Here is a 24,347-nt window from a genome sequence, read left to right as displayed (position 1 = left end):
TCGGGCAAACTGTCTTCAAATAAAAAAAACAGGAGTTTATGTATGAAAAAGGCTGTTATTCTATTCGCACTTATATTAATAACCTCATCTGTCCAGGCATCCATTCGTTCTCTATATCAGGAAAAAAGCAATCTCTTTCTACACGAAAAAATTGCGCAGCCGGAGAATCTTTTGGATAACCCAGCGCAATTGAATCATATCTCACAGTATCTTATTGAAAATAATTCAGACCTGCAATTACAGACAATCAAACCGTATGATCCTGTTTTCCGGAAAGAAAATCATGATGATTTTTTTGGCAATACCGGACAGGTGATTGTACCCATTGAAAAATGGGCTTGTATCAATGTCGGATATGCCTATGAGCAATGGCTCGATTCACAAGAAAGCATTTCGACATTGGATGGTTCCCGGATTGCTGCCGCAGATAAGCAATTTGTGAAGACAATCAATGCGGCTGTTGCTACAACCCAAATATTGGGACTGGAACTGGGTTATGCTATTACAATACAAGAACAAACTCATTTTATTGATTATGCTGCAGATATCGCCAATGATTATTCATATACCAATAATTCCCAGACCACGCAACATTTTGTGGGAATCATTTATGATGACATAGAAATTTATGGTGGTATGTCATCCATGCAAGCCATGGGCGATTATATCCAAACCCGGGAAATTGAGTTTTCACTTGATTCCTGGGAAGTCAATGTACGCCGATTATTCGGCAATATGGGAGCGGAAAATGTCCTGGTTCAGGCAGGGATGGGGAATTATCAATTGACTCAAACCGTATTTGAAATCGGACGGACCGGGTATGATCTGGACATTCTCAACTATGAAGTTGCTGCTGGGGCATATTATACAAATCCCGGCAAACAAATTGATTTTTCTGTTGGATTGGAACTGACGTATCTTGACAACACGATTTTTAATGTTAGTGATTATGTCTGGGAAAATTATCAGAGTTTATCCGGTACACTTCCGGCCCAAATAAAAGCAACGGTATTCCCGTGGCTGGCACTTTGGCTTGAAATGCGGCTGCTCTATCAAGAAAACACCTATGAAAAAGCGCAAACTACCATGCTGCAAAGTGCCTTGGGTGTCCAAGTGAACATCGAAATGCTTGAAATCCAGGTTTATACACTACCAGGATTTACGATAACCAATTCCGAGAGCAGCGATACCATTCAAAATATTCAAATCGGCATAACAGCAATTCTACGTTTCTAGCAGTTTTAACACCTCAACCCAATACGAGTAGCTTAGTGCCAGTAGCTTAGTGCCAGCCACTTTTTTTAGAAAAAGTGCATGGAAATCAGAGATTGTCTGTCTAACTCAGTAAATACTTCTAGAGGAGGCAGGCAATGGGCAGACCCTTACGCTTGAAAGCACCAAATTTAACCTATCACATCACATCCCGCACCAATGGCAAACAACTATTTATCAAGAAGAGTAAAGATCGAAAGGCACTATGCCGGATATTGCAGCGTATTAAACTGAAATATTCCGCTAGAATCTATGGATTCACACCTATGGGTAATCATTTTCATCTAATTATTAAAATGGAAGAAAACACAGATGTTTCAAGTTTTATGTGCGAATTTAAGACCGCCTATGCCAAATATTACAACACCAAATACACAGTATCCGGCCATTTTTGGGGCGACCGCTTCCGGTCCACGATTATTGAAGAAAACAAGCATATACTGGCATGCCTACGATACATTGACCGTAACCCGGTCAATGCTGGGTTGGTAGATTATCCGGGGAAATATAGTTATTCCAGTTATATATGTTACGCCTATGGCCGGAAGCATGAAACCGTAAGTATAGACCTCCATCCAACATATCTTGAATTGTCAGGTAATGAAAAAGCCCGGCAGCAGTTGTATCGGGAATATGTTGAGGAAGCAGATGAAATGTCGGATAATCTGCATGGCCGATTAGAAAAATTTCGGATATTTGGAAGTGCGGTGTTTGAAGCTAAGTTGATGTAAGTTTAATTTCTAAAAGGTGCCTGGCACCATTGGAGGGTTTGGGTGAAGCGTGTTGTGATGGCGTTCCTGGTGATTTTTACGGGGATGCGGCTATCTGCTTATGCAGCTGAACCAAGCATTGATTTTCTTGCTCAAGGTGCTGTTCGATTGATCTCGGTTTCGGACGCCTGGCTGGACAAAAAAAAGCTATCGGCTTTATGGGGTCCAAATCAGACGTCATCCCTGACACTCACGCTTGATCCCGGATTTCCTTTGGACTTGGTTTTTGTTTCGCAGCAAAAGGTGGTTGCGCCCGAAGCGTTTGAAATTTTTTTTGATCTGAAAAGCCCGGGGAATAAAAATACCATGAAGGTGGAGTTTCTGGTATCAACGCTTTCTGCAAAAACGGGTTTTCAAACGATTCGTGAAGAAACCTTGTTATATAATCAAAAAAACCAGTCGATTCGTTTTGACCCGGTCGCAGCCAGATGGATGATGCTTCGTTTCAAGGCAAGCGGGAAGAATCAGGTGATTTCTTTGGCTGGGCTGGAGATTAAAGGCAGGGTGGGTGCACCGAAGTCGCATTATGCTTTTAAGGAATCACCTGCATCCGCCTTGGTGGTTATCCGGCAGCTCAAAAAGAATTCTTCGGTTTTTGACATTTCGCCGGACGAGGCATCGCTGTTTGCGGATGCAAAAAATGGCAAGCTGGCTGCCTGGTCACAAGCAGAAGCGATCCTGGTTGCTTCCGGGGTACAGGAAAAACAGAGACGAGCGCGTTATCTTGCTCAAATAGACCAACTTGTCGCGGAAGCGAAAATTATGATCCGCAAGGGGAAAACAGTTTATCAGCAAGGAGAACTGCTGCTGGCGTGGATGCACAAACGGGTATTGATTTCCGGGTATCAGGAAAATCAGAGCAGTTTTTCGACACTGTTGGATACCGGAAAATTTAATTGTGTGTCATCATCAGCCCTGTATGGCATTCTTGGTCAAAAGTTGGGACTGGATATCCGCGCGATTGAAGTGCCGGATCATACGTTTTCTATTTTTTATGATGGTGCCAGGCACGTGGATGTAGAGACGACAAGTCCGGCGGGGTTTGATCCGGCGAGTCGGCCTGAGGTGCTGGCTCAATTTACCCGGCAGACGGGATTTAATTATATTTCGGAAAAGGACCAGGATAAACGTCGTGAAGTTACGGGTCTGGGATTGGCCGCACTTATTTACTATAATCACGGTGTTGAACTGGCGAAAAAGCGAAAGTATCAGGAAGCCTTGTTGGCAAATTTTTGTGCGTTAAGTTTGGATGCAAAAATGAAGACAGCGGTCCATAATGTGCTGGCGGTTTTGGCAAATTGGAGTAAGGAACTGGTGGGCCAAAAACACTACACGCAAGCAGTGGAAGTGGTGGAAATGGGTCTGGGACTGGCACCCAAAGATGCGACCTTGTTGAACAATCAAAAAGTTATTTGGGAAGAACAAATTACAGCAGCGGTTGACGCGAAGAAACCCACGGAAGCAATGCAGTTGCTAGAAATAGCTGCCGCACGCATGCCGGAGGGCAACTACGAAAGGTTGCAGTCCTGGGTATTTATTAAACCGAGTATGGCGTTTATTGAACGCAACCAGTGGCGGCGGGCATTGGCATTGACCGATTTGGAGAATGAAGCGCTTTCGCCGGCCGCGCGCAAGAAGCTCAGGGAATGGAAGCAGGAAGTCTATTTGGAGTGGTCCAACAAGGTATTAAAAAAAAGAGACTTTGCGCAGGCTATGATGATTTTAGGGGAGGCAATGAAATTTGCACCCCAGGATAAACGCTATGCCAATAATCGGGGGTTTATTGTTTTTTCATGGGCCATGTCCCTCAAGAAAAAACAAGGCGCTGTGCAGGCGGAAGCAAAACTTAAGGAACAGATGCAAAAATATCCGGATGAAATTGGGATTCAACGGGCGGGACAGGCCTATGTGCGGGAGCTGCTTTTGGCGGTACAATTGAAAAAAGACGGGCAGCTGCGTGCGGCGGAAATTATTCGGCGTTGTGAACCGCTGATCCGGGATGTTCCGGGGATGGCGATTCAGCTTCGCAATGCCTATGATATTCAAGCCCAACATCACCTGCAAAAAAAAGCCTGGACCCAGGCCATTGCAACGTATCAAGCAGCACTGGGTCTGTTTCCTGATGATGAAAACCTACACCATAATTATCGTGTGGTTTGGGAAAACTGGATACGTCAGCTTATGATTTCACAACACTGGGAGAAGGCACAGGCGGTGTGTGAAAAAGCGATTCAGGAAAAGCTTGATGCAAATTATTTTGGGCAGAGATTGGCAGATGTTGTTCAGGTCATGATTGAAGATGTGTATGCCCGTCAAGGACCGGAAGCTGCAGAAAAGCAACTGCGTATTTTGATGGAGAAATATCACCAAAATAATTTTGTACAAAATACCGGGGATGCGATCATTTTGAACCGTTTGCAAAAATCTGTTAAAAGCGAACAAATCGATACAGCGTCTGCGCGTAACCGGGATTTCATTGGAACAGAAAAAGGGATTGTAGATTTGGACAACCGGGGAAAGACCTTAGCCAGGCAAGGGAAATGGAAAGAAGCGCTCGCAGTTTATCAACAGGCACTGACCCTGTATCCTGCGGATGAGATGTTGGGAAATAACCAGGTGGCCGTTTGGGACCGATGGATAAATCAGGCCATTGAAATCAGGGCATGGCAGCAAGCGCTTGACCGTTGTCACCAGGCTTTAAGCGCGGTAAAGGCGAAGAACCATTTTGAGAATAAACGGGTGTTTATTGTGCAAGAGTATGTGAAGGGGCGGTTAGTGAAACCCACAGCTGAATCATTAGACAAAGCATTGAAAGGGATAAAGGAACATGTTTCAAACAATGAGACTGTCCGGAAGATGATTGCAGGTCTTTGGGGACAAAAAATACAGACCATGGCGCTGACATCATTTGTAGAGGCCGAACGCCAGGCACTGATCATTATTGAAAGTTATAAAAAAAATCTGGGAACAGATGAGAATATACAGAAGTTTTTCAGGCTTGCCTATGACCGTTTGGCTGCCGCCTCCGGCAGCCGGGGGAACTGGCAATTTGCTGTGGAAGCCTATACACGCGCCATGCAGGTCTATCCGGAGGATGGTCATCTTGAAGAAAATCTTATTGCGGCCTGGAATAATTGGGCGGGCGGGTTTGTTCAAAAGCAGCAATGGCAACAGGCGATTGAGGTGTATGAGCAAGCATTATTGGTATTTCCAAATACCCGGATATTCATGAATAATAAGGAGGTCTGCGAGCAGGAATTAAAAAAGCGTGTGCAGCCCCAAAAGTAATTTCCTAAAGTGCAGAGGATTTTATGGAAACAGCACTTGTTAAATGAATGAAATCAGCACCCAGGGTGCTTGGGAAAATTGAATGGGAAGGAGTCTTTGTGAATAAACCGATTTTATTTCTCTTTGATCTTGACGCCACGTTGGTACGGACAGGGGGGGCCGGCATGCTGGCCATGAATCAGGCATTTACAGAATATTTTGGCTGGCAGGATGCTTTGAGTCATATTTCACCTGCCGGCAGGACCGATACATCCATTGCGCATGAGCTGTCAAATAAATATCAGGGTCGTGACATGGCGGAGGATGAGATGGGAAACGTCTTTGCGCGTTATTTGGTCCTGCTGGTTGAAAAACTTGAGACAGCGAAAAATTTTCGTGTGCTCCCCGGAATTCGGGCATTTTTGGAAAAGGCTCAGGCACAGAAAGATTATGTTCTTGCACTGGGGACAGGCAATCTTGAGAAGGGTGCCCGGATCAAACTGGAACCGCCTGATTTAAACCGTTTTTTTCCTTTTGGCGGTTTTGGTTCGGATGCCGTTGTGCGGTCCGAGCTTCTACGCATTGCTGTTGCGCGCGCAGAGGACGCCACCTGTCAAAAAATCTCCATGGAAAGAGTGCTGGTGATTGGGGATACGCAGCATGATATTCGCGCCGGCAAGGAAATCGGAGCCCGGACCGTGGGAGTTGCTACAGGGCCCTATACTACCCGGCAATTATCCGAACATCAACCTGACTTGGTGCTGGAGAATTTTACCCAGATACTGGAATTGGACCGGTTTTTAAGCGGATTCTGATACGTTGTTCTTAAAAGCGACGAATTTTAAAAAAAAAATCATTTTATGTGAAATATTTTTAAGAAAGTATTGTCTGACTCAACAGGACTATTTTCGAAAAGGAGCAGACAATGACTTGGAAAAAACTTGCTATTTGCTATTCTCATGATTGTATTGATACCTGTCCACCCGGTACTTCCGGAAATGCATATCAGGAAAAATCTCTTGATTTTTTTATCGCATTGCTCCGGATGGCAGAAGACATTCCGGCCTGGGAATTTGTATTACCCAAATTTTCTGCAGAAAAGCTGTATGCATGTCAAAGCCTGATGGAGAAAGCCATTGAAAAAAAACATTGTTTTTCAACGGTCATGTATTACCCGGATCTTTATAAAGTGGAACCAATCTATTTACAGCAAAGCTTTCAGGTAACAGTGCTGCTGGATGAGAAGAGTGTCGCGTACCTGGAATGGCCGGATTTTTACCAGGCACTCGCTTGGGCAAAGCAAAAAGAAATTCGGATTACAGTTCAGGTGAATTTAACCGAAGCGATGCTCCAAAAGGTGCTGGAGAACCTTTTGCTTCCGCGTTTGCTTGATTTGGCTGAGAAAATACAGTTTCATGTTCCGAAAGATGAGCAACGTCCGCGGATGACGCGGGATCAATTTGGGCTTTTCCTTGATTATATTGCGTTTAAAATGCTGCGCATGCGGGTTTTAAAGAAAATCGATATTGATGCTTGTATGATGCCCGCCCTTTCCCTGGTGCCGCGTAAGACATTTACGCAATGCGCCCGACAGAACACCCTGACAATTTTATCAAACGGGGGAGTTAAATTGTGCCCCTACGGACCGGTCATTGAACAGCTGGAGCAGGTTGAAGATTTTCAGCGAATAAAAAAGACGCTGAATAAAAAAAGATACCGTCAGTTGCTGGCGCACTGCTCCTGGCGTGAAGATTGGAATTTACAGGAGTCAAAAGCGACGTATCGGATTCATTAATGTTGAAAAGCTTATCGTGCTAGCGCGAACACGATGGACAGCCTGCCCGGGCGTACTTGTCCGGCGTATGCCAGATGCCGGATTTGCAGCATAGGATTGAAACAATGCGCACAGGTCTCAACCGCCGGTAGGGAATGGTCGCGACCATTCCCTACTAAATGATTGATCGCGTAAGCCGCCAAAGGACAAAGTGCAGAACGGGGACGAGGAGGATAGACACGAAAGTAGCGGCCACGAAGACGGGGTATCATCGTATCATCCGAATCCCGGCAGCGTACTTGCTCAATCGTTTGACCAGGCTTCATCGGGAAATGAGTTTCAATTTGACTTTTTTAGGATCGACTATATTATTTTTTCGGTACTTTATCCAGAATCGTCAAGCCGCTGCAATGAGCCCAGTGGCGGATAATAAAATCATTCATGCTTGTCTGGAAATCTTTGGTTTCATCAAAGGTTGTCTCGAAATATTCCTCAATGGCCCGGATCACGCCGCGTTGATTATCCCAACCCAACCCCAGGCTGCCGTCTTTTCTTTTGTAAATCAGGCGGAGATGGGTGTCATGGAAAATGATTTTTCCGTTTTCCGATACCAGTGGCAGCCAATGTTTGATTTCCTGAACAGTATGTTTATATTCGTGGGATGTATCAATAAAGAGCAGGTCAATTGATTGCGGGAATTGCTTTTCTTTACACCAATCCACATATTTTTCAGAAAAGGCAATATCATCACTGTGTACAAATGTCCAGAAAGGATGGGAACCCAGTTCCCGACAGTTATCAATATCCACACTGATCAGAGGAATTTGGAAATGTTCGGCAACTTTTTTGAAAATAAAGGTGCTGGCACCGCCGCGCGTACCCAGTTCGACAATTATATTCGGCCGGGAACTCAGTGCTTCATGAAATAAGGTGGTTAAATGATCGCTGATATCCGTCCGCTTGGCGGCATAATCCTGGATCTTTTTTTCCACAGCCGACTGAGCAGGCGGCGGCACTGCTTTTTTTCTATGGAACAGATGGTTATAGAAGCGGATGGCGGGTGGAACAGTCATGTTTTGGATAATCCGCATGAGCATCATAACAAAAGACCTTTAGTATGCCACTGTTTTATCTCCGGTTTTGAATCCGGGGACAGTTTGCTTGAGAATCGAACTGCGGCAAAAAATAATGAGGGTATCATAACCTACTTGGTGGAAACATGCCATGATAATTGTTAAGGAATAAAACAGTTCACTCGCCGGAGGATGCCAGTGCGGTGCAAAGAACCTCTCGCTTTCATACTTGACTTTGCAATTTTCCCCATGCATACTGGCGCTGGAAAAAAAGGGGAGGACAGATGAATACTACGACCAAGGAAAGCAAATTTACTTTGCGGAAAATCTTCATTGCAGGACTTTTGGTGATTATTCCCATTGCTGCCACGGTTTTTGTGTTTGTGTTCCTATTCAATCTCCTTGATGGGTGGCTGGCACCCATGGGCGGGGAGGTTTTGCGGACCCTGGGGTTTAAAATACCATCGGAATATAAGCATATTCCGGGATTTGGTATTGTCGCTACGCTATTGTTGGTTTTTTTAACCGGCTTGGTTGCTTCCAATTATCTTGGCCGGCAAGTTCTCCGTTTCGGAGACCGCTTGATTAAAAGTTTGCCGGTCATCAGCAGTATTTATTCCGCGATGCGTCAAGTGGTGAATTCTTTTTCCATTACCGGCTCAAGCGCTTTTCAGACGGTGGTTATGTTTGAATACCCCCGGCCCGGGATTTGGGCCTTGGGGTTTCTGACCACACCGTCCATGGCCAGCGCCCGGAAAATTGCCGGGAAGGAGCTGGTCAATGTTTTTTTACCGACCACCCCGAATCCCACATCAGGTTTTTTTTTGATGATTCCTATGAAGGATCTCAATGTGCTTGCCATCACACCGGAAGAAGGTCTGAAAATTATTGCAACAGTCGGATTGATTCAAACTGAGGGAGTTGTTTCTCCTGGTATTGCTAAAATGGAAAAGCGTTCTAAGACGAAATCCCGGTCTGCGGTAAAAAGTGTTGGAAAGAAAAAAAAGACAGCCAAACGCAGTCTGAAAAAAAAATGAACTGAAGCACTGTTTGGGTGTCTTAAAGGCAATTATTTTTTTCTCAAGAGTTAGGACTCATGGAAAAAACAATTTACGATAAATTTTCACATCGCTATGATGCCATCATGCAGGGACGTTTTGTTGCTGATTGGTGGAAGGCATTTAAGCGTTTGGCTAAAAAGCATCGCTTTGAGTACATCCAGGTGATAGATTTGGCAGGCGGCACCGGGGAGGCAGCCGGCCGGTTTTTATCCGAAGGCAAACAAGTGGATGTGCTGGACCAGTCTCGGGCGATGCTGGCGATTGCGGAAAAAAAATTTCCGAAAATATCCTGTTACCGTCAAGACCTTCTAGCGATGAAGTTAAAACGGAGCTATGATTTGGCAGTCTGTGTTTTCGGAGGTCTGCATTATTTGAAATCACCGAAACAATTGGAACAGGTTTTTCGCAAGGTCGGAGATGTTTTGAAACCGGGCGGTGTATTTTGTTTTGATCAGTATGCCAGTCGCTATTTAAAAGAAAAATTCGGCAAAATGGCACAGGTTATGGAAGGGGACGGTTTTTTTACCCGCTGGCAAGCCAAGTGGGACCCTCGGCAGCAAGCGACAAACGTAACCATCGAGGGGTTTGACGGTCAACCGGATGCCTGGCAGACCTCCTGGTCTGAACAACACCGGCATTACGCTTTTTCGCTGACAACCGTCAAGCAGGCATTGCGTAGCGCCGGCTATCGCAAAAGCGAAGTGTTTGAAATGAAAAAATTGGGAAAACCTTCGCAACGGGATGATTTTCGGATTATTTGGGCACAAAAGGAATGACATGAAAAAAAATAACGGCAAGACTTGACAAAGGGAATTGATATTGAGTAAACTTTTGGAGTTTTTATTGGAAAAAATATTAGAAAAATGGAGGGCACCCGTATGATTATAACAGAAGATCTCTCCAAAAATTTTGGTCCTGTGAAGGCTGTGGATGGCATCTCGTTTGAGGTGAAAAAAGGTGAAATTTTGGGTCTTTTGGGCCCGAACGGTGCCGGGAAAACAACCACGCTGCGTCTCATTGCCGGGTATCTCCGGCCTGAGTCAGGCAAAATTTTTGTGGGAGGCAGGAATGTTTTGGAGGAGATCGATCAGATTAAGGAAATGATCGGCTATCTACCGGAGTACAATCCCATTTATCAGGATATGCTGGTGTATGATTATCTGATGTATATTGCTGATATGCGTCAGATCGCCCCCCACCAGCGTCTGGAGCGTGTTCGTGAGATGGTCGCGGTGTGTGGACTTCAGGATGTGGTGGCCAAGAAAACCGGCGAGCTTTCCAAGGGGAACCGGCAACGTGTGGGTTTGGCGCAGGCCATGCTGCATGATCCTGAATATCTGATTTTAGATGAACCCACTGCCGGACTTGACCCGAATCAGATTAGTGAGATTCGTGATCTGATCAGACGATTGGGCCGGCAAAAGACGGTTATTTTATCCTCGCATATTCTTTCCGAGGTGGAGGCGACCTGTGATCGGGTCGTGATTATCCATCAAGGCAAGGTGGTGGCGGACGGTAATCCCAAGCAACTCCAGAAGCAGGCGGTGGATGAAAGCCGGATTCATTTAAAAATCAAAGGCAAGCAAGTTGCAGTGTCCCTGGAAAAACTCGAGAAAGTCAAGGCAGTGGAAAGCACGGAAGCTGAAGCCGCAGATATTCAAGGCTATCTGGTGAAGAGTTTGCATGACGATGATTTGCGGCCGGAGATTTTTGCGCTGGCCAAACAACAGGGATGGGTATTGTATGAAATGTATCGTGAGGTGGTCAGTCTGGAGAATGTTTTCAAACGGCTGACAGCAAACTGATTTTTATCCCGCTTTGCAGAATACCTCGGACTCTTGCCCGGCGTTACTTGCCCGGCGAATGCCGGGTGATCCGGGTATGAATGCGTTTTAATGCTTCGCGGGATGTCGCTCCGACCGGAAAGATGATTGAAATGCGAGACTTCCATTGGTTGTCTGCTAAACGGGCGTGCGATGCAAGGTCAAAAGGGGTACCACGGGCAAGCCCGTAGGGCTCCATATTTTGAATGTTTTCAAGGAGGGATTTTATTTATGACAATCCAAACGGATAACCCCGCTTCCGGTTCCGCCCGCTTCGATATTCTGCGGAGCTGGAAACGGATTGGCGGTCAGGCAAAAAAAGAGCTCTATTCTTATTTTTTTTCACCGATTGCTTATGTGGTGATGGTGGTTTATCTGGTATTTACCGGCTGGTTTTTCTTTTCCCGTTTTTTTCTTTTTGGACAGATTGATATGCGGATGTATTTTACGACCGCTCCGCTGTTGCTGATGTTTCTGGCACCCGCGATTACCATGCGGCTTTTATCGGAGGAAATGAACAGCGGGTCTTTTGAGCTGCTCATGACCCTGCCGCTGACCACGACGGAGATGCTCCTGGGAAAGTTTTTGGCAGCCTTCAGCTTTTTGGCAATCACCATTGGAGTGACACTGAGTTATCCCATTACCATTTCAACCCTGGGTCCGCTGGACTGGGGACCGGTGATTGGCGGTTATATCGGATTGTTGCTTTTAGGCGCAGCCTATCTGAGCATTGGGTTGTTTACCTCAGCCCTGACACGCAATCAGATCGTGGCCTTTATTCTGGGATTTGCACTGTGCTTCGTTCTTTTCCTGATTGATAAGGTATTGATGGTGGTGCCGGGATTTTTGGTCGGCCTGTTTCAATATCTCGGGGTTGAATACCACAGCCAGAATTTTTCCCGCGGCGTCATTGATTCCAAGGATTTGGTTTATTTTATTTCCTTGTTGGTGATTACCTTTATGGGTACGCGCCTGGTTTTGGAAAGGAGGAAATAGGATGAAATTCGAAGAACGCACACGCAGTGATTTCTCGTTTTTTCTGATGATTATCGGCATTTTAGTGCTGATCAATATTATTTCCATAAAACTGTTTGTTCGCATTGATTTGACCAAGACCCATGCTTATTCGCTCTCCAAAGTTTCCAAACAGTATATGCGTCAGTTGAAGGACCCCTTGACGGTGAAGGCATTTTTTACCAAGAAATTACCGCCACCCTACAATGCCAATGCGCGCTACCTGCGTGACTTGCTGGAGGATTACCGGGCATATTCGAATGGCAATTTTAATTATCAGTTTCTGGATCCGGCGGATGATCCTAAATTGGCACAGGAGGCCCGCAGTCTGGGCGTTTACCAGATTCAGTTGACTGCGGTTGAAAAGGACAAATTTGAGCAGAAAAACGGTTACATGGGTTTGGCCATTGTGTATCAAGGAAGAAAAGAAGTGATCCCGCTTTTACAGGATACGACCGGCATGGAATATCAGCTATCCGGTATGATTAAGAAATTAATCCAGGATGAGATGAAAGTCGTGGGTATTACTCAGGGGTTTGGTGAGCCTGCGTATGAAACGGAACTCTCCAATTTGGTGACGATCCTCTCGAAAAACTATGAGGTCCAGCCGGTTAATTTGAAAACCGGAACCATTCCGGAGCGGATTGATGCGCTGGTAGTTGCAGGCCCGACCGAGATGATACCGGATGATAAGCGTTATCTGTTGGATCATTTCTTGCGGTCAGGCAAAAATCTTGCATTGCTTGTCAGGATGGTCAAAGCGGATGCGCGTCAAACCATGCAGGCAAAAATTGTGGATTCACAGCTTTCGCAGTTGGTCGCAGCCTACGGCGGCCAAATCATGCCGGATCTGGTGTATGATGCCCAGTGTCAGAAGATTTCGGTGGCACAGCGTGGTCCCGGTTTTATCATGCAGAACATTGTGCCGTACCCGCCCTTTCCTTTGGTTACGCATGTGGATGCGGAGCATTTGATTGTTAAAAATTTAGAATCATTTACATTGCCTTTTGTGAGTTCACTGAGTTTGAATCAGGCAGTCGTAGAGAAAAATCAACTGGTCGGGAGCGTGTTAGCCAGAAGTTCGGAGCATGCCTGGTCGCAGATGAAATTTTTCATGCTCTCGCCACAATATATTCAGCCGCCGCAGAAAAACGAGATGAAACAGTATGATTTGATGTTGACACTGACGGGTGCTTTTCCCAGTGCATTTGGAGAGGGGCAGGTTCCGCTGTCGAGTGATGGGTCGGCAGTATTGCCGGCGTATATCAAAAATGCCAAGCCGGCCCGCCTGGTGGTGGTGGGCGGGGCTGATTTTATTACCAATGATTTTATTGATCTACGGCGTAAAGATGGTTTGGCCCAATTGACACAGAATATGATTGACTGGGTTGCTCAGGACGATGCCTTGATTGCGATTCGGAGTAAAGGCGGTGAGGCAGCCGCAATTGGTAAAATTGCCGAGGGACATCGTCAGTTTATCAAAATATTTAATTCCGCGGGTCTCCCGGTTTTGGTGATTATTGTTGGGTTGGTGCTTTGGCGCCGGATGGAGGCGCGGCGGGCAATTATTGCCGCGCAGTTTAATCAATCACCTGCGGATGCTCAGCGTACACCGCCGGAAGAGCAAGCATCGTCAGATCAGCAGAAGGAGGACGCATAAAGTGAGACAGAAAAAGTTTATTATTGCAGGCGGTTTTTTCCTGCTTTTGTTGATCTATGTTTTGATCAGTCAGACCGGGAATAAGGGTTTCAGCACCCTGGAGCTTCCTCAGTTGCCGGTGGTAAAAGCAGAAGAAATTGAAAAAATAATCGTGGAAAAAGGCGACGAGAAAATTGTTTTTGAAAAACAAAGCGGGGCATGGCAGTTGCTGGAACCCATTGTTTTTCCGGTTGACCCGGGCAAGGGCAGCTCCTTGGAGCGTCTTTTGGGGGAATTGCGGATTACCAATATGATTACCCGGCGCAGCGAGGCGGAAGCGGATTTCGGGCTTGCCACGACCACAGCCATGCATGTCATGATTGCCGGCAAAGCGGGTGTACAGCTTGAACTGTATGTCGGCCGGGTCAATGAAGCCAAGACCCATACCTATATCAGGCTCCCGGGCAAGACCGGTGTTTACAGCTTGTTGGGCGACATCACACAGCAACTAAACCAAGATGCCAAACAGTGGCGCAGTCTGAAGATTTATGATTTTTCGACAGATACGATTCGCAAAATTCAAATTTCACAAAAGGGGAGACTGGCCCGGGTTGTCGCCCGCGAAGAGGTTGTGCAGGAACAAATTGTAAAGGACGGTGCCCAGGCTGTGACTCCTGCGGCATTACCGGCTAAAATGGTCTGGAAAGATCAGCAGCAGGGGAGCGTACTGCCGGATGCCGAGGTGAGCCGTTTTCTCAATGCGTTTGCCCGGTTATCGGCATCTAAAATTTTAGATGATGCCGTATGGGATAAAAAAATATTGGCATTGATTGAGGTGGGAACGCCGGATAAAAATGAGATGCTGGAATTATTGAAAAAAACCGAGCAGGGGCATTTTTGGGCGAGGCGTCAAGGGGAAAAAACGATCTATGAGATCAGTGATTATCAGGGCAAGAATTTGCTGACAGTATTGAAGCTGGGCAAGTAAGCGTTTCGTTTTTGGTGAAAAACCCAATTGGCAAGCCAAGGAGTTTTTTTGAATAAAGTGATTTCTGAGTGTTCAACCTTTTTTTATAATGCTAGGATAGAAGCGGTCAAGGATTTTAGGTGCCGACTGAGAGCGTACATCGGCCTGCATGAATAAAGGAGCTGGAAATGAGAAAAATAATTTTATCTGCACTGCTGGTCATTTTAGCGGCATCACCGGTTTTGGGGATGCAGTTTCAATCCGGGGAAAACATCTATTATGATCGCGGCGATTTGCTGGATGAGGATTTTTATATTGCGGCAGAGCAGGTTGATTTTTCCGGCAATGCACTTCAGGACCTGTTTGTCGCGGCTTCTTCCAAAGCCGCGATTGCCGGCACCGTGGTCCAGGATTTAAATGTGGCGGTGGTGGAAGGCGAGATCAATGCCAAAGTAGGCGATGATTTGCATGTCCTGGCCAAGCATATTATTTTAAGCGGGAGGGTTGGCGGGAGTGCATTGGTGTTGGCCTCGGAAATTTATGTCAAACCCCAGAGTGTGTTTGAAGCGGATTCCTGGTTTTTAGGGGGCAGCGTCCACTTTAGCGGCACAGCTAATGACAGGATGCGCATCAGTGCCAACACGGTCATGCTGGATGGGACAGTTGCCGGTGACCTGCTGATTGAGGCAGGGTCCATCATCATCGGTCGAAAAGCACGTATCCTGGGGCGGTTGGAGTATACTGCGGAAAAAGAGATTCATATTGAACAGGGAGCCCATGTCCAGAATCGCCCGGTTTGGAAAAAAAATACCGGAGAAGATCAAGACGATGTGTCCGCCGGACTGAAGAATTTTTTTACATTTGGCAAAGTGGTTTACCGCCTGACGATTTATATTGGTTTGCTGGTGCTGGGCTGTATTCTTATCCTGCTGCTTCCGCAACCGGCGCGGCGGTATGCCATGGTCATGCGGTATCAATTCTGGTCCAGTCTGGGCTGGGGCGTTTTAACTGCATTGGGAATATTGGTTGGTTTGATTATTTTTATCATTACCATTATCGGGATTCCCCTTGCCATTGTGCTGGGGATTACTTCTTTTGCAGCCTGGATGGCAACCGCCATCGGCATGGGATATTTACTGGGCGTGCTGGTGCTTAAACCGGCCCCGGATAAAATGAAAGCAAATATTGGGGCATTTGTTCTTGGTTTTACCGCGCTCTTCCTGGTTGAGTTGATCCCGGTCGTGGGTGCTTTAATCAGCTTGGTTGTATTATTTGCAGGGTTGGGTGCACTTTGGCTGGCTAAAAATTTTGTAGAACCAAAAGTAGTGATGAAAGTGCAGCCGAAAAAAGCAGCGGTCAAACCGGAACCTGTTTTGCAATCAGAAATACCGGTCGTGCCCAAAGCTGTGACAAAAAAGAAAAGTGCTGTCAAGCACCCGGAGTGGAAGCCGGCAGTCCCTGCTTTTCAAAAGACCCCAAGGCTGGTTTCCAAGAAAAAGGCAGCCTCTAAAAAGCCGGCTGCGAAGAAGGTCAAACAAACTACAACTAAAAAGACGGTATCCAAAAAACAAGTTGTGAAAAAAAATACCGGCGTAAAAAAACAAGTCATCAAGCAGCGTGTTCTTAAAACGCGAAAGAAAAAATAGGTCCGGGTAGCACGCTGCGGTAGTGTCTCTTAAATAATTTGATATTTGTCATTGCGGGCGAAGCGAAGCCCCGACCGGATGGGGGATCGTATGGGACTTCCGTTGGTCGCAATCCTGTTTTTATCTTTGCAATCAAAACAGATTGTTTTGTCGCAAAAACCGCTCCTCGCAACGACAATCAAATGTAAAGAACGGAATTGCCACTTGTTGACACAGGCTCGTTATTAAAGGTTTGACCCGGCTTAATTAGGGTGATCACGACCACCCGCAGCACGTGTGATCATCAAAATAATGCATACCCAGCAGGATACGATTGAACACCCCGACATCTCTTCGAAGGTTTAAACGATCATGCGTTATCCTTATTAAGCAATTTCAACAGGGTATCGCGGGCACGCTATTCACTTGACGCCTTCTTTGACATCTGTTTTTGATGAAACTGGGATCGTGCGATGACCAGGAAAAGAGGACTTCCTGGTGGGAAAAATGTGATTTTTTTTGCAATCCAGAAAGGCTTCTATAGGTTGTTTTTTCGGGGTGTGGGCTCGAAAAGGCTTTAAATATAGGGAAAATAAATTTATTGACAGATTAAAAACGCCCATATATAGTGTGTGTTTATTGATTGTACAACAATATATTGTGATTAAGTAGATTTGCCGTTTTCAACGGAGTTTTATTCACTCTCAATAAAAATTGAGATGAATCACAACAGAAATATGTTTATGTTAAATTATATGGGAGGACAATGTACTAATGGAAATTCAGGGTGTCGGTCAAATTAGAAAACGTGATGGACGGCTCGTTCCTTTTGATGAACAAAAAATTGTCAACGCTGTTTTTCGCGCCATGTCTGCCGTGGGTAAGCATGATCTCGCGCAGGCACAGAATACCGCCCGGCGCGTACATAATATTTTAAGAGCTGTCTATAAAGGCGACCAGATACCTACGGTTGAAAATGTCCAGGACATTGTCGAAACCACCCTGATGGATGAGGGATTCAAGGACGTTTCCAAGCAGTATATTTTGTATCGTGCCCAACATTCCAAATTGCGCAAAACCTCTGAATTGTTTTCTTCTGCTAATGAAATTATTGATAATTATCTGGGAGAAAATGATTGGCGGATCAAGGAAAATTCCAATATGAGCTATTCGCTCCAGGGATTGAACAATCACATTACCGCGATTCTGATTTCTCAATATTGGCTGGAGGAATTACATTCCGGGCGTGTCCGGCATGCCCATTTAAACGGTGATTTTCATATCCATGACTTAGGCTCCCTCTCAGTGTATTGCTGCGGCTGGGATTTGAGTGACCTGTTGACGAAAGGTCTGCAGGGCGCGTACGGCAAGACCGAGAGCGGACCGCCTAAGCATTTCCGGACTGCGCTGGGCCAGATCTGTAATTTTTTCTTTACCTTACAGGGCGAAGCAGCCGGTGCCCAGGCTTTTTCTGATTTTGACGCCTATCTGGCGCCGTTTATTGCGTATGACAAGCTTTCTTACAAGGAAGTTGTCCAGTGTATGCAGGAATTTATTTTTAATGTCAATGTACCGACCCGGGTTGGTTTCCAGACGCCTTTTACCAATATCACCATGGATCTGCAGATGCCGGAGCGCATGAAAAATGAGCCGGTGATTTTGGGCGGGGAATTGCAACCGGAGACGTATGGTGAGTTTCAGAAGGAAATGGATATGCTCAACCGTGCGTTTTGCGAGGTCATGATGCGCGGCGACGTCCATGGCCGTATTTTTACCTTCCCCATTCCGACCTACAATCTGACCAAAGATTTTAACTGGGATGCGCCGATCGTGGATTCGATTATGGCCATGACCGCGAAATACGGTATCCCGTATTTTGCCAATTTCATAAATAGTGATATGGACCCTGAGGACGCGCGCTCCATGTGCTGCCGGCTCCGGCTGGATAATCGTGAACTGCGCAAGCGGGGCGGCGGTTTGTTCGGTTCCAATCCCCTGACCGGCAGTCTGGGTGTCGTGACGCTGAATTTACCCCGGGCTGCGTATTTGTCTGCGACTGAAGAAGAGTTTCACGCGCGGATCCTGAATTTGATGGACCTGGCCCGGGAAAGCCTCCAGGCCAAGCGCAAGATCGTGGAGCGCTACACAGAGAAGAATCTTTATCCCTACTCCAAATTTTATCTCGCAGGTGTCAAGCAGCGCAGCGGTCAGTACTGGTCCAACCATTTTTCCACCATCGGATTGTGCGGCATGCATGAAGCGGCCCGGAATCTGACCGGACAGGGCATTGAGACGGAGGCCGGTCGGACGCTGGCATTGCATACATTAAATATTATGCGTGACCGCCTTCAGGAATACCAGCAGGCGGATGGAGAGTTGTATAATCTGGAAGCCACCCCGGCGGAAGGAACTACGTACCGGTTTGCCCGGCTGGACCGCCGCGAGTTTCCCGATATTATTACTTCGGGCACGGATGAACCCTATTATACCAATTCAACTCAATATCCGGTTAATGGCAGTATTGATGTTTTTGAGGTTCTGGAGCATCAGGATGAGCTCCAATCCAGTTATACCGGGGGAACGGTGCTGCATGTTTTTCTTGGGGAGAGTATTGACGATATCCGTGCTTGTAAAAATTTAGTGCGGCGTATTGCCGAAAATTATACCTTGCCGTATTTTACACTCTCGCCAACTTTTTCAATTTGTCCGGTGCATGGGTATATCCGCGGGGAGCATTATGAATGTCCGTATATGAAAGAAGATGAAACAGGTGATACGGAAATTCCAGAATCCGCAAGCGAGACATCAGCAATACCGCATAAAACACCAGTCACGAGCGAAAGGGGGTAAATACAATGTCAAAAAAATGTACTGAAAAAACCGAGGTTTATTCACGCGTGGTAGGCTATTTTAGGCCTGTACAGCAGTGGAACAAAGGGAAGCAGGAAGAATTTAAAGATCGGACAGAGTTTGTTCCGGAAAAGGAAAACCAGAAAAATGAATGCAATTCAGGGCATTAAGGGATTTTTAGGCACATCATTGGTGGATTTTCCCGGCAAGGTCGCCGGGGTGGTATTTCTCAGCGGCTGCAATATGCAATGTTTTTTTTGTCACAATGCACTCCTGTTGGCGGAAGATCAGGGATTGGACGATCTACGGCTGGACGAATTGATTGAAGCGATTGAACGCCGCCGGAAATTGCTGGAAGGCGTTGTTGTTACCGGCGGCGAACCCACCGTGCATCCTCAAATTACCTATTTATTGAGAAGCTTGCGCGAAACCGGTCTTGCCATCAAGCTGGACACCAATGGGCTGCGTGCCAATGTGCTTAAAACCTTAATCAAAGAACAATTGGTAGACTATGTGGCAGTGGATATGAAAACCTCGCCTGAGAGGTATGCGTCCGAGTTGGGTGCGCCTGCCGATGCCAAGGAGCAATTGCTTCAGACCATCGCGCTGTTGCGCAATAATCCTCAAATTGAAACCGAGTACCGCACGACCTGTGTACCCGGGCTGGTACAGGAAGCGGATATTCGCGAAATCGTCCGCTTGATTGAGGGTGCGCCGTCCTATTTTCTTCAGCAGTATATTTCCACCCATGTGACTCATCCGGATTTGATGGATCGTCCGGCCTATCCCAGGGAAGTCCTGGAACGGTTTCAGGAAATCGCCCGGCCTTTTGTGAGAAATGTTGCATTACGAAATTTGTGAGAATGAAAATAATAAATAAAGTAGTAGAAGAAGTATGTGCTCTTTGACCATAAGCCATCTATTTTTTCTGGCTGCGTAACTCGCCCCCTTTCGGGAAGCTCAAACATTACTCGCTGTGAAAAAATAGATGACTTATGGTCATGAAACCGTTTGATGAGTATGTTTTGGAGCAGTATGATACTTTAGTTTAATATATTAACCGTGAATTCCCCGGCTTTAACTGCGTGACATGAGCGGGATAGCATTATTGTAAAGCATGTTAAGCCGGGGACAGTTTGTTTGAGAAACAAACTGCGGAATTGTAATAATGATTTTCTACAGATCATATCCAAATCCCCGTTCTTCAGAGCGGGGAAATTGAATAAGTTTATATAATATATATTTTCTAGGAATTAAATTAATTTAAGCAGGGTGAAGGAGAAGGACATGGGGCTTTTAGAACTTTTCACAAGCAAGATTGCCAAAGCAGAAGAAAAAAAAGATCACGCACTGACCTATCGCGTGGTTTTAGGTGCGCTGCTCTCATTGGTTTCCGGTGCAGACGGCAAGATTACCGAAGAAGAAGTTGCAGCCAAGAAAAAAATTCTTGGTCAAAAAGGGTTTGACGATGCGGCGCAGCAGGAAGATATCCTGGATGCCGCCGGCAAAGCGATTACCGAACGGTTGGACTGGCAGGGTTTTACCCGTGAGGTGAATAAGGTCTGTGTTTATGAGGAACGGGTCAAACTGGTGCATGATCTTTTCTCGGTCGCCTGGGCCGATCATGAACTGGAAAGCAGTGAACTGGAGACCATCCGCAAGATTGCCGATTTACTCTGGCTGGACCACAAAGATTTCATCAATGCCAAACTGGCTACCAAACCGGAAGCATTGAAAGAATAGGTGGTTGGGCAGCCTTGGAGAGATACTGAAAAAAGTATCATCTCAATATGATAGATACAACGGATCAATACAGTAAATAAAACATTTGAAAGACCCTAAGTAAGCTGTTTTTTCTGGCTGCGTAACTCGCCCCCTTCGGGGAGCTCAAACAGTACTCGTTGTGAAAAAACAGCTTACTTAGGGTCTTTCAAGGTAACTCGATAGTGGTGTGATTTATTCACTGGATAGTTGTAGATGATGAAAATAGTATGATGCATTGAATTTGTTGGAATTAGCTACTGATTTATTTTGTCTGAAGGGAGAGATCAAGTGACCTGCTCTGAACTCATAGTGCTGATAAAAGATGTTATTCTTACTGGAGCAGCAATCGCAGTTGCTATCACAGGTCTTAACACCTGGAAACGACAGTTGAAGGGAAAATTTGAATATGATCTTTGCAGGCGTATTCTAGTGACATTATTTAAGTATCGAGATGCGATTGATGGCGTTAGGCATCCATTTATGTATGCAAGTGAAAAACCAAATCCGCCTGAAAAAGAAACCAAAAGTATGACATATGAGAAATTTGGTGGTAGTGATGCATATAAAAATGATTTTAAGGTTGGGGTAGAAAATATTGAAAAATATTTAAAACCAAAGCTTGTGTCTTAACGAAGACGAAAAGAAAAGCTTCATTTTAGAAAATTCTTATTTTTGAATTTTCTATCAATTTATAAAAAACATGTGTAATTAGTTATTTTAGTTGTGAAAATTATCCGGAAATGGTTAAAATAAGTTTAGAAGTCAATTTAGAGGATGCAAGAGGAAAAGAAATGCCGACGATTTCAATGTTTTATGGTATTTTAATTCGGATGTTTTTTCGGGATATTGAAAAACATAAATTGCCTCATATTCACGCTGAATACCAAGGTGAAACAGCAGTTTATTCTGTGCCGGACGGCAAATTGCTGGCTGGTTCGATATCACCTCAGAAAGCTAAGCTAATTATTGCCTGGATTGAAATTCATAAGGATGAGTTGTTGGCAGATTGGGAGCTTGCAGTGAATGGTAAAACACTTTTTAAAATCAAAGGACTTGATCAATGAGAATAAGTGAAGTAAAACCGAATAGTGATTATACACTTCAAATAATTTTTGATAATGGAAACGCAGGTATTTTTGATGTGAAACCTTATCTGGAATTTGAAGCTTTTACTGATTTGGAAAAATTAGATGCTTTTATGCAAATAACAAATGGCGGATATTTTGTTGAGTGGGATTGTGGTGCGGATTTGTCAGCTGACACAATTGAAGCGCATATAAAATATTGAATATTTTATCATGTCAGTTCAAACCCGATGGGTGCACTCTAATTAATTGAAGATCGACTTGGTAGAAAATTCGGAATTTCCGAATTTTCTACCAAGTTAACAAATTCTTGTAATTTGGATGTTATTATTTCTGTTGGTTATCGGGTCAAATCACAACAAGGAATCCAATTTTGTAGCTGGGTGACCAAACGCCTCAAAGAATATAGCGTAGTGGAGGATACCCATATTTATATGAGTATCCTCCACAATGCGTGAGTGAAGTTCAGGGCGCAAAGGAATATGCCAAACTGACACGGTGGATGGCAAGTTCCAGTTGTGTGCTGGAAAAGGCATAATCCAGCTTTAATCCGGAAAAGACAATCCCGGCACCGATTGAAAAAGCATCAATATCATATCCCAGTTTATATCCTCCCCGTATAAAGAGCGTGTTTTGCCAGTTGTATTCCAGGCCGATATTTTGCAGCGGCTCACTGTCATTGGGCAGTAAAGCATCTGTACTGATGGTCACTGTGTGCGGTTTTCCCAACAGCCAGGCATAGGCCGCGCCGATGCGGAGCGTCGTTGGCATGGGATCACCCTCGTCCTCATATTTTATTTCCGTTCCCAGATGCTGGAGTGCCGCACCCAAAGTCAGACCGGGGAGTTGGGCAAAGGCATATTGCGTTCCCAAATCACAGCCAAAAGCCAGGGCAGTGTACTCTTCAATCAGTGATGAATAAAAGAACTTTAGATTGAAGCCGACCGAGAATGATGTTGAAAGTTGACGGGCAATTCCTACGGTTGTGATCAGATCGTTTTGCGAGGTTCGGGTTTCTGTTGTGCCGTCCGGATAATAAATATCCATGGGCGCTCCCGCCAGGTTCATTAAACCGATTGAGAGGGTGTTGGAACCGTAAAACGGTACCGGCATTCCAAAGGCAATAAGTGCATTTTGGTTTTCAAACAAATTGGCCGTATACATCGTTGTGATTTCAGGCGAGGTGAGTTTGGCCAACCCTGCCGGGTTATAGTACATGGCGGCAACATCACCGGATAAAGCGGTAAATGCCTCGCTCATACCGGTCTGGCGGGCGCCGATGGCTGTCTTGAGTGTTTCGCCGCCACTGAGGATTTGGGCGTACACGGGCCCGCACAGCAACAGGCTGGTGAGCACGAGGGTCAGAGTTTTTATAAACATGTCGCTTCCTCCTTGAATTCGTAGATTTATAAGTTTATAGAGTCGGTTTTTGTTCATTTGATTACCGCAATTCTCACGTAGCGGTTAATGCCCGGAGCCTGGATATGCACAACATAGATTCCGGAAGGAACCACTTCTCCGGATTGCACTTTTCCATACCATTCCATTGTGTGTTGACCGGGTTGATACTCTTTATTGTCCACCAAGGTTTTGACTAACTTGCCGTGGGTGGTGTAAATTTTTACAGTAATCCTGCCGGGAGTTTCCTGATGAAAGGAAATCAAGGACGGTTGACTGCTTTTAACGGGATTGAGGATGTTATTGGTTATCTTGACGCTGCTAATTGGAAGTACGATAACCGCTGTGGTGGTTGGGGTTACGCTGGGATTTACCTCGGGCGTTCTGGTGAGCGAAGCAGTTGCCGTGGGCGAGGTACTGAAAGGCGTGACTGTTATGGTGGCGGTAGCGGTAGGTGTAGTTCCAAAAGGAGTCGCGGTCCAGGTCACGGTGGCAATAGGTGTGGATGTATAGGTGACTGTCGGTGAGAAAGTGGCCGTGGCAGTTCCGGAGGTGCCGGTGGGAGTTATTGTGGTGGTAGGCGTGGTTGTAGGTGTGGACGTATAGGTGACCGAAGCGGTGGCGGTAGGTGTGGTTCCGAAAGGAGTGGCGGTTATAGTGGCCGTGGTCATAGGCGTGGATGTATAAGTGACCGAAGGCCAGGGAGTGGCCGTAGCAGTTCCGGAGGTTCCGAAAGGAGTGGCGGTTATAGTGGCCGTGGTCATAGGCGTGGATGTATAAGTGACCGAAGGCCAGGGAGTGGCCGTAGCAGTTCCGGAGGTTCCGAAAGGAGTGGCGGTTATAGTGGCCGTGGTCATAGGCGTGGATGTATAGGTGACCGAAGGCCAGGGAGTGGCCGTAGCAGTTCCGGAGGTTCCGAAAGGAGTGGCGGTTATAGTGGCCGTGGTCATAGGCGTGGATGTATA

At 45.8% G+C, this 24,347-nt stretch carries 22 protein-coding genes and 1 pseudogene; 20 read left to right on the top strand and 3 right to left on the bottom strand.

Annotation, left to right across the window (positions count from 1 at the left end; all coding sequences use genetic code 11):
• Positions 1-42: 42 nt before the first annotated feature.
• From K8S19_08670 to K8S19_08650, 5 genes are all read left to right on the top strand, one after another.
• The gene (locus tag K8S19_08670) at positions 43-1,236 is read left to right on the top strand and encodes a hypothetical protein (GenBank protein ID MCD4813748.1); all 1,194 of its coding nucleotides are present in this window, start codon (positions 43-45) and stop codon (positions 1,234-1,236) included.
• Between the two features lie 134 nt (positions 1,237-1,370).
• Positions 1,371-2,003, top strand: coding sequence for a transposase (locus tag K8S19_08665; GenBank protein MCD4813747.1), 633 nt, complete (start codon positions 1,371-1,373; stop codon positions 2,001-2,003).
• A gap of 42 nt (positions 2,004-2,045) precedes the next feature.
• A complete protein-coding gene (locus K8S19_08660) occupies positions 2,046-5,330 on the top strand; it encodes a tetratricopeptide repeat protein (GenBank protein ID MCD4813746.1) in 3,285 nt (1,094 codons plus the stop codon).
• 98 nt (positions 5,331-5,428) lie between these two features.
• Positions 5,429-6,124 (top strand): HAD hydrolase-like protein, encoded by a 696-nt coding sequence (locus K8S19_08655; protein ID MCD4813745.1) that lies wholly within the window; start codon positions 5,429-5,431, stop codon positions 6,122-6,124.
• Positions 6,125-6,234: 110 nt separating this feature from the next.
• Positions 6,235-7,104: a hypothetical protein gene (locus K8S19_08650; protein MCD4813744.1), complete on the top strand. Its 870-nt coding sequence runs from the start codon at positions 6,235-6,237 to the stop codon at positions 7,102-7,104.
• 347 nt (positions 7,105-7,451) lie between these two features.
• Here the strand turns inward: K8S19_08650 and K8S19_08645 are convergent, their stop codons facing one another.
• Complete coding sequence (locus K8S19_08645) at positions 7,452-8,156, bottom strand: class I SAM-dependent methyltransferase (GenBank protein MCD4813743.1); 705 nt, start codon at positions 8,154-8,156, stop codon at positions 7,452-7,454.
• 284 nt (positions 8,157-8,440) lie between these two features.
• Between K8S19_08645 and K8S19_08640 the strand changes: the two genes are divergently transcribed.
• The 15 genes and pseudogenes from K8S19_08640 (at position 8,441) to K8S19_08570 (ending at position 22,397) form a co-directional block, all read left to right on the top strand.
• The gene (locus tag K8S19_08640) at positions 8,441-9,193 is read left to right on the top strand and encodes a DUF502 domain-containing protein (protein MCD4813742.1); all 753 of its coding nucleotides are present in this window, start codon (positions 8,441-8,443) and stop codon (positions 9,191-9,193) included.
• A 59-nt stretch (positions 9,194-9,252) separates the two neighbouring features.
• Positions 9,253-9,993, top strand: coding sequence for a class I SAM-dependent methyltransferase (locus K8S19_08635; protein MCD4813741.1), 741 nt, complete (start codon positions 9,253-9,255; stop codon positions 9,991-9,993).
• 102 nt (positions 9,994-10,095) lie between these two features.
• Positions 10,096-11,022 carry an ATP-binding cassette domain-containing protein gene (locus tag K8S19_08630; GenBank protein MCD4813740.1) on the top strand — a complete coding sequence of 309 codons (927 nt, stop codon included), beginning with the start codon at positions 10,096-10,098 and terminating at the stop codon, positions 11,020-11,022.
• Between the two features lie 249 nt (positions 11,023-11,271).
• Complete coding sequence (locus tag K8S19_08625) at positions 11,272-12,036, top strand: ABC transporter permease subunit (GenBank protein MCD4813739.1); 765 nt, start codon at positions 11,272-11,274, stop codon at positions 12,034-12,036.
• Between the two features lies 1 nt (position 12,037).
• The gene (locus tag K8S19_08620) at positions 12,038-13,714 is read left to right on the top strand and encodes a GldG family protein (protein ID MCD4813738.1); all 1,677 of its coding nucleotides are present in this window, start codon (positions 12,038-12,040) and stop codon (positions 13,712-13,714) included.
• Position 13,715: 1 nt separating this feature from the next.
• Positions 13,716-14,681: a DUF4340 domain-containing protein gene (locus K8S19_08615; GenBank protein MCD4813737.1), complete on the top strand. Its 966-nt coding sequence runs from the start codon at positions 13,716-13,718 to the stop codon at positions 14,679-14,681.
• 167 nt (positions 14,682-14,848) lie between these two features.
• A complete protein-coding gene (locus K8S19_08610) occupies positions 14,849-16,306 on the top strand; it encodes a hypothetical protein (protein MCD4813736.1) in 1,458 nt (485 codons plus the stop codon).
• A 753-nt stretch (positions 16,307-17,059) separates the two neighbouring features.
• A complete protein-coding gene (locus K8S19_08605; protein ID MCD4813735.1) occupies positions 17,060-19,135 on the top strand; it encodes a ribonucleoside triphosphate reductase in 2,076 nt (691 codons plus the stop codon).
• Between the two features lie 5 nt (positions 19,136-19,140).
• Positions 19,141-19,305: an anaerobic ribonucleoside-triphosphate reductase gene (locus tag K8S19_08600; GenBank protein MCD4813734.1), complete on the top strand. Its 165-nt coding sequence runs from the start codon at positions 19,141-19,143 to the stop codon at positions 19,303-19,305.
• A complete protein-coding gene (locus tag K8S19_08595; protein ID MCD4813733.1) occupies positions 19,283-19,996 on the top strand; it encodes an anaerobic ribonucleoside-triphosphate reductase activating protein in 714 nt (237 codons plus the stop codon). The genes K8S19_08600 and K8S19_08595 overlap by 23 nt, the downstream gene beginning before the upstream one ends.
• 426 nt (positions 19,997-20,422) lie before the next feature.
• The gene (locus K8S19_08590) at positions 20,423-20,878 is read left to right on the top strand and encodes a TerB family tellurite resistance protein (protein ID MCD4813732.1); all 456 of its coding nucleotides are present in this window, start codon (positions 20,423-20,425) and stop codon (positions 20,876-20,878) included.
• A gap of 309 nt (positions 20,879-21,187) precedes the next feature.
• Positions 21,188-21,529, top strand: coding sequence for a hypothetical protein (locus tag K8S19_08585; GenBank protein ID MCD4813731.1), 342 nt, complete (start codon positions 21,188-21,190; stop codon positions 21,527-21,529).
• A 161-nt stretch (positions 21,530-21,690) separates the two neighbouring features.
• The gene (locus K8S19_08580) at positions 21,691-21,963 is read left to right on the top strand and encodes a DUF4160 domain-containing protein (GenBank protein ID MCD4813730.1); all 273 of its coding nucleotides are present in this window, start codon (positions 21,691-21,693) and stop codon (positions 21,961-21,963) included.
• Positions 21,960-22,187, top strand: a complete 228-nt coding sequence (locus tag K8S19_08575; protein ID MCD4813729.1) for a DUF2442 domain-containing protein — start codon at positions 21,960-21,962, stop codon at positions 22,185-22,187. The genes K8S19_08580 and K8S19_08575 overlap by 4 nt, the downstream gene beginning before the upstream one ends.
• A gap of 63 nt (positions 22,188-22,250) precedes the next feature.
• Positions 22,251-22,397 (top strand): annotated as a pseudogene (locus K8S19_08570) (virulence RhuM family protein).
• A 52-nt stretch (positions 22,398-22,449) separates the two neighbouring features.
• Here K8S19_08570 and K8S19_08565 read toward each other — a convergent pair.
• Positions 22,450-23,364, bottom strand: coding sequence for a PorV/PorQ family protein (locus K8S19_08565; GenBank protein MCD4813728.1), 915 nt, complete (start codon positions 23,362-23,364; stop codon positions 22,450-22,452).
• 53 nt (positions 23,365-23,417) lie between these two features.
• A partial coding sequence (locus K8S19_08560) for a hypothetical protein (GenBank protein MCD4813727.1) occupies positions 23,418-24,347 on the bottom strand: 930 nt, incomplete at its 5' end.

The sequence above is a fragment of the bacterium genome, from assembly GCA_021108215.1.
Classification (GTDB): domain Bacteria; phylum Oederibacteriota; class JAAXVQ01; order JAAXVQ01; family JAUVAV01; genus JAIORK01.
This window is presented reverse-complemented; position numbering and strand designations above follow the sequence as displayed.

Coding starts and splice junctions, on each gene's coding strand:
- K8S19_08670 (MCD4813748.1), top strand. CDS start 43: ATGAAAAAGGCTGTTATTCTATTCGCACTTATATTAATAACCTCATCT.
- K8S19_08665 (MCD4813747.1), top strand. CDS start 1,371: ATGGGCAGACCCTTACGCTTGAAAGCACCAAATTTAACCTATCACATC.
- K8S19_08650 (MCD4813744.1), top strand. CDS start 6,235: ATGACTTGGAAAAAACTTGCTATTTGCTATTCTCATGATTGTATTGAT.
- K8S19_08645 (MCD4813743.1), bottom strand. CDS start 8,156: ATGACTGTTCCACCCGCCATCCGCTTCTATAACCATCTGTTCCATAGA.
- K8S19_08640 (MCD4813742.1), top strand. CDS start 8,441: ATGAATACTACGACCAAGGAAAGCAAATTTACTTTGCGGAAAATCTTC.
- K8S19_08635 (MCD4813741.1), top strand. CDS start 9,253: ATGGAAAAAACAATTTACGATAAATTTTCACATCGCTATGATGCCATC.
- K8S19_08630 (MCD4813740.1), top strand. CDS start 10,096: ATGATTATAACAGAAGATCTCTCCAAAAATTTTGGTCCTGTGAAGGCT.
- K8S19_08625 (MCD4813739.1), top strand. CDS start 11,272: ATGACAATCCAAACGGATAACCCCGCTTCCGGTTCCGCCCGCTTCGAT.
- K8S19_08620 (MCD4813738.1), top strand. CDS start 12,038: ATGAAATTCGAAGAACGCACACGCAGTGATTTCTCGTTTTTTCTGATG.
- K8S19_08610 (MCD4813736.1), top strand. CDS start 14,849: ATGAGAAAAATAATTTTATCTGCACTGCTGGTCATTTTAGCGGCATCA.
- K8S19_08605 (MCD4813735.1), top strand. CDS start 17,060: ATGGAAATTCAGGGTGTCGGTCAAATTAGAAAACGTGATGGACGGCTC.
- K8S19_08600 (MCD4813734.1), top strand. CDS start 19,141: ATGTCAAAAAAATGTACTGAAAAAACCGAGGTTTATTCACGCGTGGTA.
- K8S19_08595 (MCD4813733.1), top strand. CDS start 19,283: ATGAATGCAATTCAGGGCATTAAGGGATTTTTAGGCACATCATTGGTG.
- K8S19_08590 (MCD4813732.1), top strand. CDS start 20,423: ATGGGGCTTTTAGAACTTTTCACAAGCAAGATTGCCAAAGCAGAAGAA.
- K8S19_08580 (MCD4813730.1), top strand. CDS start 21,691: ATGCCGACGATTTCAATGTTTTATGGTATTTTAATTCGGATGTTTTTT.
- K8S19_08575 (MCD4813729.1), top strand. CDS start 21,960: ATGAGAATAAGTGAAGTAAAACCGAATAGTGATTATACACTTCAAATA.
- K8S19_08565 (MCD4813728.1), bottom strand. CDS start 23,364: ATGTTTATAAAAACTCTGACCCTCGTGCTCACCAGCCTGTTGCTGTGC.